Annotated in this window: 11 protein-coding genes and 1 pseudogene; 2 read left to right on the top strand and 10 right to left on the bottom strand. The window is 40.7% G+C overall.

Annotation, left to right across the window (positions count from 1 at the left end):
• Positions 1-441 precede the first annotated feature (441 nt).
• Complete coding sequence (locus tag HEQ36_RS24025) at positions 442-630, top strand: element excision factor XisI family protein (RefSeq protein WP_234413200.1); 189 nt, start codon at positions 442-444, stop codon at positions 628-630.
• Between the two features lie 139 nt (positions 631-769).
• On the opposite strand, the gene HEQ36_RS24020 is transcribed toward HEQ36_RS24025, so the two are convergent.
• From HEQ36_RS24020 to HEQ36_RS24000, 5 genes are all read right to left on the bottom strand, one after another.
• A complete protein-coding gene (locus HEQ36_RS24020; protein ID WP_053539732.1) occupies positions 770-994 on the bottom strand; it encodes a type II toxin-antitoxin system MqsA family antitoxin in 225 nt (74 codons plus the stop codon).
• On the bottom strand, positions 994-1,281 hold the full coding sequence (locus HEQ36_RS24015) for a DUF4258 domain-containing protein (protein ID WP_053539731.1): 288 nt from the start codon (positions 1,279-1,281) through the stop codon (positions 994-996). The genes HEQ36_RS24020 and HEQ36_RS24015 overlap by 1 nt, the downstream gene beginning before the upstream one ends.
• Before the next feature lie 395 nt (positions 1,282-1,676).
• Positions 1,677-3,755: an NAD(P)H-quinone oxidoreductase subunit 5 gene (locus tag HEQ36_RS24010; RefSeq protein WP_168636643.1), complete on the bottom strand. Its 2,079-nt coding sequence runs from the start codon at positions 3,753-3,755 to the stop codon at positions 1,677-1,679.
• A gap of 445 nt (positions 3,756-4,200) precedes the next feature.
• Positions 4,201-4,587 carry a thioredoxin domain-containing protein gene (locus HEQ36_RS24005; protein ID WP_027403983.1) on the bottom strand — a complete coding sequence of 129 codons (387 nt, stop codon included), beginning with the start codon at positions 4,585-4,587 and terminating at the stop codon, positions 4,201-4,203.
• Positions 4,588-5,160: 573 nt separating this feature from the next.
• Positions 5,161-5,877, bottom strand: a complete 717-nt coding sequence (locus tag HEQ36_RS24000) for an NnrU family protein (RefSeq protein WP_205748659.1) — start codon at positions 5,875-5,877, stop codon at positions 5,161-5,163.
• Between the two features lie 167 nt (positions 5,878-6,044).
• Here HEQ36_RS24000 and HEQ36_RS23995 point away from each other — a divergent pair, with 167 nt between their 5' ends.
• Positions 6,045-7,061, top strand: coding sequence for a LysR family transcriptional regulator (locus HEQ36_RS23995; protein WP_168637262.1), 1,017 nt, complete (start codon positions 6,045-6,047; stop codon positions 7,059-7,061).
• Between the two features lie 351 nt (positions 7,062-7,412).
• Here HEQ36_RS23995 and HEQ36_RS23990 read toward each other — a convergent pair whose 3' ends face one another.
• The 5 genes and pseudogenes from HEQ36_RS23990 to HEQ36_RS23970 form a co-directional block, all read right to left on the bottom strand.
• Positions 7,413-8,594: an aldo/keto reductase gene (locus tag HEQ36_RS23990; RefSeq protein WP_053539726.1), complete on the bottom strand. Its 1,182-nt coding sequence runs from the start codon at positions 8,592-8,594 to the stop codon at positions 7,413-7,415.
• A gap of 361 nt (positions 8,595-8,955) precedes the next feature.
• A complete protein-coding gene (locus HEQ36_RS23985) occupies positions 8,956-9,876 on the bottom strand; it encodes a TIGR01777 family oxidoreductase (RefSeq protein WP_053539725.1) in 921 nt (306 codons plus the stop codon).
• Between the two features lie 58 nt (positions 9,877-9,934).
• A pseudogene (locus HEQ36_RS23980) lies at positions 9,935-10,228 on the bottom strand (FHA domain-containing protein); the annotation flags it as partial.
• A gap of 793 nt (positions 10,229-11,021) precedes the next feature.
• Positions 11,022-13,436 (bottom strand): cation-translocating P-type ATPase, encoded by a 2,415-nt coding sequence (locus HEQ36_RS23975; RefSeq protein WP_168637263.1) that lies wholly within the window; start codon positions 13,434-13,436, stop codon positions 11,022-11,024.
• Positions 13,437-14,170: 734 nt separating this feature from the next.
• On the bottom strand, positions 14,171-14,446 hold the full coding sequence (locus tag HEQ36_RS23970; protein ID WP_053539721.1) for an NINE protein: 276 nt from the start codon (positions 14,444-14,446) through the stop codon (positions 14,171-14,173).
• Positions 14,447-14,453: the final 7 nt, after the last annotated feature.

The raw sequence follows: 14,453 nt of genomic DNA, 5'->3' as shown, positions 1-14,453 counted from the left end.
CTTAATTGTCTGAATCAGGATTTACAGGATTAGGGGATTTACAGGATTATATATGAATATTTATCTGGGAATATTTCAGATTTTGAAGATGAGTTTTTTTTCTTCATTCTGAAAATGCTTAATTGTCTGAATCAGGATTTACAGGATTAGGGGATTTACAGGATTATATATGAATATTTATCTGGGAATATTTCGGGTTTTGAAGATGAGTTTTTTTTCTTCATTCTGAAAATTTTTAATTGTCTGAATCAGGATGCTCAGGATTAGAGGATTTACAGGATTTTTTATGAATATTTATCTGGGAATATTTCAGGTTTTAAAGATAAGTTTTTTTCTTCATCCTGAAAATCCTTAAATCCTGGAAATCCTGATTCAGACGGTAGGGTGTGTAAGCGTTGCGTAACGCACCAAAATTGCTTAAATTTAATCTCATGAATTAATGTGAGTTACGTTTATGGGACAATTCTTCATGTAGATATTAGAAATGGAAAAATTTGGATTCAGAGGGATTTTACAGAGGAAGGGGTAGCTCTCTTAGTCATGTCTTGGGACGAAATAGAGGCTTTTAAAGAGTGCGTACATAGAGAATCAAAACAAGAATACCCCTCGAAAAGCCTATTTTTCCACTAAGTATTTATGCTCATTGCAAAAGTGGGATGCTCCCAAAAAAACCTTTCCACTTTAAAAGTGCATAGGAGTATGCTTTTTTCAACATTAAATAATCAACAGCAGGAGGAACATTAATTTGAGTATTCATATATTTTCAAATTTAAGCTGCATATCTAATAATTTCTAATTCTGCTCCTTTAGTAATTGCTAATTCTGCTGTTTCTAAAACCTGTTCGGTAACTGCATCACTTAAATAATATTCACCACAGTTATCACAAATTTCTGCGGGAACTTTTTTCAAGACAATAATACATTCATCTCTTTCTAAGGTGACAGTGACTAAACCGGGTTTAGTTTCTCCATGTTTACAAATTACGCATTTCATTATTTTTGTCTCCTAGTTGTAAAACCATCTAACCAAATATTAGCATCAGGAATATAAGCTGTTACCACATATCCTGTATCTGTAGCTTCATCATAGGAAAATACAACATGAATCGGTTTACATTCTACAAAATCTAATATTAAATAACTGGGGTATGGTGTATCATCAGGATTTTCTTCCATTATTTGTCCATAAGCAATTACAGTTTCTACTTCTTTTTTACTAATGCGACGATAAAACATTTGTTGAATAGCATGACGGGAGAAGTTGATATTTTGACAATACATAAATTAGTCTTTAATTTTAATTCTGATAACTTATTTTGTCTGAATCAGGATGCCCAGGATTAGAGGATTAATAGGATTTTTTACGAAGACTTATCTAGGAATATTTGAGATTTTCAAAGATTACTTTTTTTCTACATCCTGTACATCCTTAAATCCTGGATATCCTGATTCAGACAATAATTTAATTTCATAAATTAATGTGCGTTACTTCGCTTTTATAACTTTATCTATATTTTATACTATTTTCGCGCTCCTAACGCACCCCACAAACTTCTTCCTTCGCTCCTATCCCTTCGGGACGCTCCGCGAACGTGGTTCATTAACTCTGCGTCCTCTGCGCCTCTGCGGTTCGTTAAAAAAACAATCCAGGGGCGGACAAACCGCCCCCATTAAAATCAGGTAACACCAAAAACAATCACCAAGCCCAAAACAGCCCCAAAAACGATCAAGGCATAGAATTGAACCCGACCGCTTTCCAAGTATTTCAAACCTTCACCACTGACAAGAGTAAAGAAACCCGTGAGATTAACAGCACCGTCAACAACACGGAAATCAACTTCCATAACTTGTCTAGCCACACGACGCAAACCGAGAACAAAGACACGATGATAAATATCATCAAAGTACCACTTGTTCAAAGATAGATCGTATAGCGGTTGAATGTTTTTAGCGATCGCACTAGGATCAATTTTCCGTGCCAAATACATCAGCACAGCCAAAGTAATACCAATCACAGAAACAGCCACAGAACTACCCGCCATAATGTAAAACTCATGGGGGTCAAACTCCGCAGCCTTTTCCATCACTTCCGCCAAAGTTTCGCTAGGAGGAAAGATAAACTGCTCAAAATAATTGGCGTAGGGAGTACCCACCAAACCAATCAACATCGAAGGAATAGCCAACACCACCAACGGTAAACTCATCGTCCAAGGAGACTCATGAGGCTCATGGCTGTGGGAGTCATGGGAGTGACTATCCAATTCTCCCTTTTTCATCGCCCCAGGACCAAAATTAGGTGCTAGTTCTAATGTCCCTGATTTCTCAGCCAAAGCAGCAGCCGCATTTTTGAGTTTTACCTTGATTTTTTCGTCATTACCCCGGAATTTACCTTCAAATGTTGAGAAATACATTCTAAACATATAAAAAGCTGTAATCCCTGCCGTCACCCAACCAATAAACCACAGGAAAGGGTTAGCAGCAAAAGCCGCGCCTAAAATCTCATCTTTTGACCAAAAACCAGCAAAGGGAGGAATCCCCGCGATCGCCAAGCAACCAATCAAAAAGGTGAAACTTGTCACGGGCATATATTTCCGCAGTCCGCCCATTAACCGCATATCCTGCGCCAATACAGGATCATGACCAACAACTGCTTCCATGCCATGAATTACCGAACCAGAACCCAAGAATAGCATCGCTTTAAAATAAGCATGGGTCATGAGGTGGAATAATCCCGCACTGTAAGCACCCACACCCATAGCCATGATCATGTAACCAAGTTGAGAAATGGTGGAATAAGCCAAACCCTTCTTGATGTCGTTTTGGGTAATAGCGATAGTTGCCCCCAAAAACGCTGTAAATGCCCCAGTATAAGCAATTACGTTCATTGCGGCTGGGACATTTTCAAATACTGGGTACATCCGGGCAATTAAGAATACACCCGCCGCCACCATTGTCGCCGCATGGATGAGGGCAGAAATAGGTGTAGGACCTTCCATGGCATCTGGTAGCCAGACATGGAGGGGGAATTGGGCAGATTTAGCCACAGGTCCCAGGAAGACGAGAATTGCCAACACAATGGCGAGGAAATTGCTAATAGAACCGGTTTCTACTAGGTTGGATAGGCGATCGCCCATCACCATAAAATCAAAGCTGCCTGTCGCCCAGAACAGCCCCAAAATGCCCAATAATAAACCGAAGTCACCGACGCGGTTGGTGACAAATGCCTTTTGACAAGCATCTGCTGCGGCTTTGCGATCATACCAAAAGCCCACTAGGAGGTAGGAACACATCCCCACCAGTTCCCAGAAAATATAAACTTGTACTAGGTTAGGACTGACCACCAAACCTAACATTGAAGAGCCAAATAAGCTGAGATAGGCGTAAAATCGCACATAACCAGGGTCATGGGCCATGTAACCATCGGTGTAAATCATCACCAAAACGGCTACTGTTGTTACAATCACCAGCATTAGAGATGTCAGGTGGTCAATAGTGTAGCCCATCGTCAGGTGAAAATTACCTGCTGATGCCCATTCCAAAGTCCAAAGATAAGGCGCATGGCCTTGAATTTGACTCCACAGTAAAGCCAACGACAGTGCCATAGAAGCCCCCATCAGGGAGATAATGACTATAGCATTTAGTTGTCGTAAGCGGTTCGTCACCTGATTTATCGAGATTAGCCCTAGACCGACCAGTGTTGCTCCCAAAAGAGGTAATACTGGAATCAGCCAGGCATACTGATAGATTACTTCCATCACTAACGCCTACTTTTAGAATTCTGTACAAACAAATGAGAAGATAAAAAAATGGAAATTCAATGGGGTGAGGGTTTGTGTTTGGGATGAAAGACTAGAAATTATTTACTAATCTCTACTACTTGATAGCCCAATACCTTCAAGTTAGCTTGAATTTTCCCACTTCAAACTTCAGTTAACTGAAAATTTTCAGAACTGCTCATAATTGTGACACACACCCTTGAGGATAAAATACCCCACCCGATACCCTTTGGGTGGGGTGTTAAGCATGGTTTTAGATTTGGTTCGTTGTCAGTTGTTAGTTGTCAGTTGTTCGTGGAAAAAATTTTCTCCCCTACTCCCCTACTCCCCCTACTCCCCCTACTCCCCCTACTCCCCCTACTCCCCCTACTCCCCCTACTCCCCCTACTCCCCCTACTCCCCTACTCCCCTACTCCCTGCTCTCCTACCTCCTAACTCCTGACTCCTGACTTCTGACTTCTGCTGTATCTATTTTTTCTTGACTTGTATATGTGAGTCTAATTGCTTCTAAGGCTAGACGTAAATCGTCTTTACTCCGAAAACCTTCTAGTCTTTGTCTAACTATACCTTTTTCTATCAACAGTAAGGTTGGTAATGATTTCAGTCTATAAGTATTTGATAGCTTGAAATTTTGATCAGCGTTAACTCCCACCAATTTAAGTTCATCACCACACTGAGTCTGAAATTGTGATAACAGTGGGTGAATGATGCGGCAAAGCCCACACCAGGGAGCTTCAAAATTCACCAAAACGGGTACAGGGGATTCTAAAACTTCTTGAGTAAATGTCCGTTCATTAACCGACAACACCATGATGCCTCTTGTGATTATAAGGTTTTTATATCAAAAGTTGATTGTCAGCAGGAGCAAATCGGTATAAATTACCAATTTGAATTTTAAATTTTCTAGCAACAGACAAGGCGGAGGATATCAATTGTTCGTGTCAACGCACCGTAGCTATTGATTAAATTCAGCCGACAACAGGGTTTTACTCCTAAATCGGTGATTCCTGACTCCTGACCCCTGCTATTAAGGATTTTGATGTTTCCTGCTGACAAAAAAGCCACCGTGTATACCGCGCTGGCTGTTCTACATTTCAAATCCTGATTACAACTGCTTGGGAAAAATTTGACAATGGTGACAGTGCGGGTTATTGCAGTCTCTACATTGCTACTTAATGCCTGTTTCCAGTCTGGTAGATGGCTATTGTTTGTTTACGAGTATAAGGTCCACTGAAACCTGGTGGATAAATTCTTTTTCTGATCCCATTGGGAAAAAGTTTAATGATATATGTTTGAGTTTATCGTACATTGTTTTGGTAGCAAGTGATCAGGACAAAGTTTCGTTAAATTTATATGTTTTGTTGATCTTGGGGATCACACTAAACTACCATATTATCCTACTTGTTGCCACTAATAACAAGGGGTGAGACCACCATAATAGACCTGTGAAAATGGCAACCCCTAAATAAGCAGGGCGGAGAAATTCCTGCCAGTGCAAGGATTGACGACCATCAATAATCGCTTGAAAGGGGATAATGGAAGTTCGCTGTTTGACAACTTCAAAGGCTTCTCCATAACGTTGACTTAAACGGCGATCGCCATGCCATACTCCAAATAGATGATGTAGTATCAACCCAATGGAGGTGACAAGGGTAAAACTAGTACCTAGCCACAGGGTATGGGCTACACACCAAATAACTTGTCCCACCATTTGCGGATGACGGGTAATACGGATAATTCCTGTTTCATAAAGATGAACTTGGGGCTTTTGAATGGCAGCAATTTCTAGTAGATTGAAGGTAGCAGGATATAAAAATAAAAAGGATATAGCTGATAGTACCCAGACTAATGTTTTTACACCTGTTATGTCCTGTACTTGCCAAAGTTGCTGTCCATCATAACGGTGATTAAAAAAGTAAACAATTAAGATCACAGCCAAAGGGAGGCTAATTAATGCAAAGATAATGCGATAAAGTCTTGGTCCAATGTATTTTTCTGCCCAAGGACGTAAAGCTGCCCCTCCGCTGTGAGCGATCGCAAAAACTAATTGTAACCCTAGTATGACAAAATGACTGGAGGTAAACCAATGATTGGGCATCATATATACAACTCAATTCAAAATTCAAATCAGCTAGTACCGCAAAGCAAAGTCAAAATTCACGGTTCTTCAAATGTTAACAATGCCATAAATCATGCTTAGTGACCAAACTATTCATTTCGATTTATTTTTAAAGTTACTCATGCACCCCAGTTTGTGGGTTAAGCCTTATGTCTGACCTTCCTTTTACCTTAGATCAGTTACGTATTCTCAAAGCGATCGCCCAAGAAGGGAGTTTCAAACGGGCGGCTGATAGCCTTTACGTCTCCCAACCCGCTGTCAGTTTGCAAGTTCAAAACCTGGAACGGCAACTGGATGTCCCTCTATTTGATCGAGGTGGTCGTCGCGCTCAATTAACTGAAGCTGGGCATTTACTCCTCAACTACGGAGACAAAATCCTCAGCTTGTGTCAGGAAACCTGCCGCGCGATTGAAGACCTCCAAAATCTTCAAGGGGGTACATTAATTGTAGGCGCATCTCAAACCACCGGCACTTATCTTCTGCCGAAAATGATCGGTTTATTTCGACAAAAATATCCAGAAGTAGCTGTGCAATTGCACGTCCATTCAACCCGACGCACCGCTTGGAGTGTATCTAATGGTCAGGTTGATCTGGCGATTATTGGCGGAGAAATTCCCACGGAATTAGGGGAATCTTTAAAAACTGTTCCCTATGCTGAAGATGAATTGGCGCTCATCTTACCTACCTCCCATCCCTTTGCTAAATTAGAAACCATCCAAAAAGAAGACCTATATAAACTACAATTCATTGCTCTTGACTCCCAATCAACTATCCGCAAAGTCATTGATCAGGTTTTAGCCCGTTGTGATATTGACACCAGACGGTTTAAGTTTGAGATGGAACTAAATTCCATAGAAGCTATTAAAAACGCTGTCCAGTCAGGCTTAGGTGCTGCCTTTGTTTCTACATCAGCGATCGCTAAAGAATTACAAATGGGTGTCCTTCACCGCACCCCTATCGAAGGAGTTGTGGTGAAGCGCACACTCTGGCTGATATTTAACCCCAACCGCTATAGATCAAAAGCCGCCGAAGCATTTAGCAAGGAAATATTACCTCAGTTTGCTAACCCTGGCTGGACTGAGGATATGTTACAATTGTCACAAATGAATTCTGTGGTAAATAGTACATTAGATGTAGCAACACCTAGCTCTTCTGATGCCAGTTAAACATCTTGTCACTGGTCAAAAGTCATTAGTTAACGGCAAATTGCTAATGACCAGTCACTCATCTGACTACTGACTAATGAATAATATGGAAGTCTACTATACTTCCACTGTCAACGTCCCCTGTTCCCTGTTCCCTGTTCCCTATTACCTATTACCTATTCCCTGTTCCCTATTACCTATTCCCTGTTCCCTATTACCTATTCCCTGTTCCCTATTACCTATTACCTATTCCCTGTTCCCTATTACCTATTACCTATTACCTATTCCCTGTTCCCTATTACCTATTCCCTGTTCCCTGTTCCCTGTTCCCTGTTCCCTGTTCCCTGTTCCCTGTTCCCTGTTCCCTGTTCCCTATTCTTGAGACAAACGCTTTATCTCCGCACTTCCTAATATATCCTGGGCTTTAGCTAACATCTGGGGAATTTTTTCAGATTGGGGACTATTAACAAGACATTCTCTTAAATCTAATTCACCTAACTTATCAGCCCGATTACCAGGAAACCAATGATTAGCCTGTCCTAAGAGATTGTAACGCATTTTCCCATAGTCAATCATGTCATAAGCCAAAGTCAAATTTAACAGCCACAAAATCACCCGCATATTTACTTCTCCTGGCGTTTCTTCCCAAGTTGGTAGATTAGTTTCCCAGGTTTTTACCCAATCTTCTCCTAAAATATTGACCGCTTCCGATTCCAATCTAGAAATAATTGGTGGTAAAATTTCTGCCGCATTATCTAACAATGCCAAAGTCTTTAAATGCTCATCAAAATCAGTTGGTTTTGCTGCACCTATACTCAAAGTATGCACTTGAGGACGACTCAAACAAAATAAATCATTAAACACCATTGGACTCAAAGGCGCACACAAATCAACTAATTTTTTGGCAGGTTGATATAATAACCCGCCTTTATTAGAAGGGCTAATAATAAATACACCCATATCTAATTTATTTGCAGCTTCAATAGCAGCCCAATTCCATTGATTAATATAGTACCAATGCAAATTTACATAATCAAATTGATTACTATTAATTGCTTGCAAAATTATCTCTATGGGAGCATGAGTAGAAAAACCAATAAATTTAATTTTACCCTCAGACTGTAACTGTCTTGCTACTTCTAAACAACCACCTTCACGAATACTATAATCCCAAATTTCTGCATTATTAATCCCATGTAACCCAAATAAATCAACATAATCTAACTGAAGGTAAGCCAAAGATTTTTCAAACGTTTTGCGAAATTCTTGAGCATCTGCAACAGGAGAAACTTTCGTTTGGACTATTAATTTTTCACGGGGAAACTGAGGCAGGATTTTTCCCAACTGCATTTCTGATGTTCCATAACCCCGTGCAGTTTCAATATGATTAATTCCCAATTCTACAGAACGACGAATTACAGCTTCTAAATTCTCTTGATTATCTGTAGGAATTTCCTCTGGTGTGACATCCTGCCATTTATATTGATAGCGCATTCCCCCGCAGGAGAAAACGGGCATTTGTAATTCTGTCCGACCAAAACGTTTGTATAGCATCTGTGAATTTTTGAACTAAGTAGGTGAACACAATAAAACCAAAGTGTGTAAAGAAAAGTAAAATCGCCCAAAGCTTCTTCACTCTTGCATGATTGCCTCTTGCCTTCCCATAACGACAATTTTCAATGCCAACCTACTTATCTAGGGCTTACGCATTGACAAAGTTTTCTAAATATGTAATGTGGATTTTATCTCTTGTAGGGTGCGTCAGACCCAATAATTTGGTAAAAAACAGATTTCCTCTATCTGACGCACCCTACTCAATAAGTTATTCCCAAAGCCGAAAACGACGCAATTTCCTTCATTCATATGATGGTAAGTTAGTGAGCGTGCGTAAGTCCTATTATCTATCAACTAAGAATTAGGTGAGAATCTGCGTTAGTGCTGATTGCAAATTCGGATATTGATACTCAAAACCCGACTCTAAAGTGCGTTTGGGTAAAACCTTTTGTCCTTCCAAAACTACCTTTGCCCCGTCTCCTAATATAGCTTCTATGGCGAATCCTGGCACAGGCAACCAAGAGGGACGATTCATGACGTTACCCATAGTTGTACTTAAATCATTCATGCGAACTGGTTGAGGGGCAGTGGCATTATACACTCCCTCCATTGTTGGTTTAGTTAAAGCTTGGATAATTAAACCGACGATATCATCTAAATGAATCCAGGAAAACCACTGTTGACCACTGCCAATGGGTCCACCAGCAAAGAGTTTAAAGGGGGTAATCATTTTCCCCAAAGCACCACCATTACCCAAAACAATCCCAAAGCGTAAAATTACTAACCGCACATTGGTATCTTTTACCTTGGTAGCTTCCTGTTCCCATTCTTGACAGACTTGAGCGAGAAAGTCGTTACCAGAGGCACTATCTTCATTAAAACTGGCAGTTTCACTGGTTCCGTAGTAACCAATAGCCGAAGTATTGACTAGGACAATGGGGCGAGGATTAGCTTTAGCTATAGCTTCGACAATTTTTTGTGTTCCTAGTTTGCGAGTGTTGAGAATTTCCTGCTTGCGTTCTGGTGTCCAACGTCCCTCAGCAATGGGTTCTCCTGCTAAATTAACTACGCCGTCACAACCAGCCATAGCATCTTGCCAAGTGCCGGATACACTAGGAGTATAGGCGATAATTTCTAAATTAGGAAATGCTGGGGAGGGAAAAACCTTTTGAGCAAAGGTAGGGTTGCGAGTTAATACCAAAATTCTATGACCTTCCGTGTGTAGTCTTTCTACCAACCGACTACCTACAAATCCTGTTGCACCACTAATTGCTATTTTCATTGATATTTCGTGTTGTTTATTATCTACTGAGGAATGAGAATTAAATCAAGATTCTATTATTGCGGAGGTTATGAGTGGGAATTTTTTGCCCATTGATTATTAAACCATTAGAACTGGGTTTTCCTTTGGCATCACCATCTACAATTCGATAATAATATCGTTGACTATTGGGGCGTGGTAATCTTACTAATGTGGCATGATAACGAGAAACAAACTGGGAGAATAGACGGATATTACAATCTCGATCTCTACCAATAGAATAAACGGGGTCTTCCAAAAAAAATTTTTTGCGTCCTTGGTGATCTTCAATAATCAGTAGATGGTTTTCATTGTTTGCTGCTTCTGTTGCCATGATAGGTATACTAAACACGGGTGAGATTTAAACTTTTACTCTTTTCTCTCCTTATTACGATACAAGGGGTTTAGCACTGCTCATAGGTGTCAACTTAGGGAACACCAAAAAATAAATTACCCAATTTTGTGGGATGGGCATACTTCGACCCTTCGACAGGCTCAGGGCATCGCAAGTTCAGCACAAGTCCTGCCCGTCCTTGATGATTAGCAGGCAAGATGGCTGCGCCACAATAAATTTTTGGGTATTTTTTTAATTGGAAGTCCCTTAAGAGACTTCCAAGAAATAAATTATCCTAAGAAACGAACCACAGAGGCACAGAGTACACAGAGAGAGAATTTCTGCATCAGTTTTGGGACATTTTTTTATTTGGAAGTCTCTAACGTAAAACCTCTATCCCGCAAAGAACTCAAGTCATCTCATTCCCAGTCAGAGACTGGGAATGAATTCTAGAAGGCTCTGCCTTCAATAATATTAGAGGCAGAGCCTCATCAACTGCATTCCTAGTCAGAGACTAGGAACTAGATGTGGTAGGGATTTGAGCTTAAGTTGACACCTATGAAGCTCTTGCTTTACCCCTGCGTTTAGAATCAAACAATCGAGCCGTTTTAAGTATAGGATAATTACCTAAACTTTGATCAGTCATTCTCAATTGCCAAAGGTTCTACACTGTGTTGGTGTTGACCGGGAATTTTAGATTTTAGATTAAAAGAATTTGGTACAAGACCCGTCCTTGAGGACAGAAAAATCCTCAATCCCAAATCGAGTGACTTTTAACTTTCACTTTGCGCTGCTAGGGAACAAACCTCCTTAATAAAATTGAGTTGGTAACAACACTGACGGAGCTAAAAGCCATTAATGCTGCTGCACTGGCAGGTCCTAGAACGAAACCGTAGGCAGGTAATAATATACCAGCGGCGAGGGGAATACCTATCGTATTATAGGCAAAAGCCCAAAATAAATTCTGACGGATAGTATTAAAAGTGGCTCGACTTAGCTGAATCGCCTTGACAACATCGGTCAGGGAATTTCTCATTAAGATAATTTCAGCCGTTTCCATAGCGACATCGGTTCCAGAATGTAGGGCAATACCGACATCTGCCTGTGATAAGGCTGGCGCGTCATTGATGCCATCTCCTACCATAGCAACAAATGTGTTGATCTTCCCACATTGAAGAGATTGAATGGTGGCGGCTTTTTGGGCTGGGGGGATACCTGCCATGATGTCGGTGTTGGCGATTCCTAGTTGTTTAGCGATCGCCTTGGCTGCTTCTAATCTATCACCACTAAGGAGCATAACGCGCAAACCCATTTGTCGGAGTTTATCTACTGCGGTTTTCGCATCTGGTCTGAGGGTATCACTAACGGCAATTAATCCGCTTAAAGTCCCATCTACAGCTACACCAATTACGGTTTTTCCTTCTGTGGCTAGTCTTTGTCTCTGTTTTTCTGCTGTTTCATTAATATTGATTTGGTGGTAATTAAACCATTCCCAGTTACCTAAAAGAACTTTTTTTCCCTCGACGACAGCGGATACGCCCATACCTGGTTCGGTATGGAAGTCTACAGCATGGGGGATGATTAACTCTCTGGCTTTGGCTTCTTGCTGAATAGCTGTAGCTAGGGGGTGATAAGTACCACTTTCTACGGCTGCGGCTAGTTGAATGAGAGATGATGGTAAAGTTGATTCGGCAATAACTAGACAATCAGTGACAGTGGGTTTACCTGTGGTGAGAGTTCCGGTTTTATCAAAAACTACCGTGTCTAGTTTGTGGACTTTTTCTAAAACGTCGCCACCTTTGATTAATAGTCCCCGTTCTGCACCCATTCCTGTTCCTACTAAAATCGCTGTCGGGGTAGCTAATCCTAAAGCACAGGGACAAGCAACTACCATCACAGCGATCGCTAATTTTAAACTAATTAATAGGGAAGAATATTGAGTGTCCGGTAATAAATGTTGGGGATTATGTCCCATATTGTGAGCCATTGCCATCGCCCCGGACATGGTAACATCTGGCCAGAGGTGAGTTCCCAGCAAATACCAAAACACGAAGGTTAAACCAGCCGCTGTTAAGACACCATAAGTAAAATATCCAGCCACCGTATCAGCTAATTTTTGGACTGGGGCTTTGCGAGTTTGGGCGGCTTCTACTAAAGCCACAATTTGGGCTAAAATTGTATCATCACCAGTGCGGGTAGCTTGAATAGCGATCGCTCCTGATTGATTTAAAGTTCCCCCAGTCACAGTATCTCCCGGTTGCTTCATCACAGGTACTACTTCCCCTGTCAGCATGGATTCATCTATGGTAGTTTGTCCAAAACGCACCTCACCATCTACCGGAATTTTATCCCCTGGTAACACCTGCAACCATTCACCCACACGCACCTGTTCCGCCGGAATTTCCATAATATTTGCCCCAGCAATCAATTTTTCCGGTTCTGGGTTAATAATTAACCGGGCTGTTTGGGGGGCTAAAGCCAACAATTGGCGAAACGCTTTAGCAGCACGTCCTCTAGCCTGTTTTTCCAAAGTCCTCCCCAAAAGAATAAAACCCAACATCATCACAGGTTCATCAAAAAAGCATTCCCAACCCATTTGGGGAAACAATAACGCTACCAAACTTGCAGTATAGGCTGTTAACGTTCCCAAACCAATGAGAGTATTCATATTCGGCGCACCCCGTCGCCAACCTAGCCAACCTTCCACTAAAATTGGTCTACCAGGAATAATAATAGCGATCGTCGCCAATCCACAATGAAACCAGATATCATTTAAAAAGGGAAAAATAACAGATCCAATATTACCAAAATGACCAATTCCCGATAGTAGCAGTAATAGACCAGCAATTCCTAACTGTCTAACTGTCCCCTGCATTTCCTGGCGTTGTCTTGCTTCCACAGCGGATTGCAGATTATCACCAGCACTTTTACCCGTCCGTAATTGGCTAGGAAATCCTGTAGCCGTTAATCCTTGAACTAACGCCTCTACATCTACAGTACCAACTTCTGCCTCTACGACTGCAACTTCCGTTGCGAGATTAACACAAACGCTTTTAACCCCTGAATGCTGAATAAGCTGTTTTTCTACTGCATTCACGCATCCAGCACACTTCATCCCCCCAACATCTAAAATAATTTTCTCTGAGTTAAGTATTTTTGTGGGGGGGACAGATTCTCTAAGTATTTCAGATTTTGGGATCAGTTGCATGGCTAGTTTTGAGGTTCGCTTTTGTTAGTTTAACGCTTAATAACCAGCGTCTCTACTTTGAGGTTAAGGGAAATCTGCCACTTTCACCAAGTGAACAATATTAAGTTTCCGTTTAAAACCCCAACTCCCCAAAATCATCTAAGTAGGTTGGCGTTGAAAATTGTCGTTATGGCAAGGCAAGAGGCAAGAGGCAAGAGTGAAGAGGGTTTAGGCGATTTTACATTTCTTTACACAGTTTGGTTTTATTGTGTTCACCTACTTAAATCCGGCGTTGCTGATAGCCTGCGTGGCGTAGCCATATTGAGGTATGAAATTCCCAAATTGAACCTTTAAAAATCTTACCTTTGCGTCTACTCTATACGAGATCACGAAGCGTGATTGCGTCTTTGCGTGAGACTAAATCATCTAAATCACAAAAATCATAGTTTAATTTTAGCTGTGTAAATTACAGCAGTTAATTGTACTGGTAACATCAAAATTAGGCTTTTACAGAAATAATTAATTTCCCAGTCTGATACTATACTAAAATATCCCGTACTCATTATTAGCAAGACTAACAAGTGCATCTGTTTATATTTGAGCAACTGCATATTAAGTAGGTGAACACAATAAAACCAAACTGTGTAAAGAAACGTAAAATCGCCCAAACCCTTTTCACTTTTCCCTCTTGCCTTTTGCCTTGCCATAACGACAATTTTCAACGCCAACCTACTTAATTTGACATGACAAACTTTCTAAAACCAAGCTTGCTTATTCACAAAATAGGTATTAACAAATTCTTCATGAGATTTATTTAAGTAAATCATAGCTTCAATCAAACCAACAAGCTGCATAACTATTAATGTAAATCCATAGGTAAAAGAACCACCGATTATAGAAACTGCTAACATAATAAAACCTTCTAAAGTATAACCAAGAATGAATTTATGTAGCCCAAATCCACCAAAAATAATTCCAGCATAACCAGCTAACAGTTGTTTCATAGTGTGAGATGGGTTAATATTAGTCATATTGAAA

The organism is Anabaena sp. 54, assembly GCF_017355725.1.
Taxonomy (GTDB): Bacteria; Cyanobacteriota; Cyanobacteriia; order Cyanobacteriales; family Nostocaceae; genus Dolichospermum; species Dolichospermum heterosporum.
Note: the sequence above shows the minus strand (reverse complement) of the source record. Positions and strands in the feature narration are given on the sequence as shown.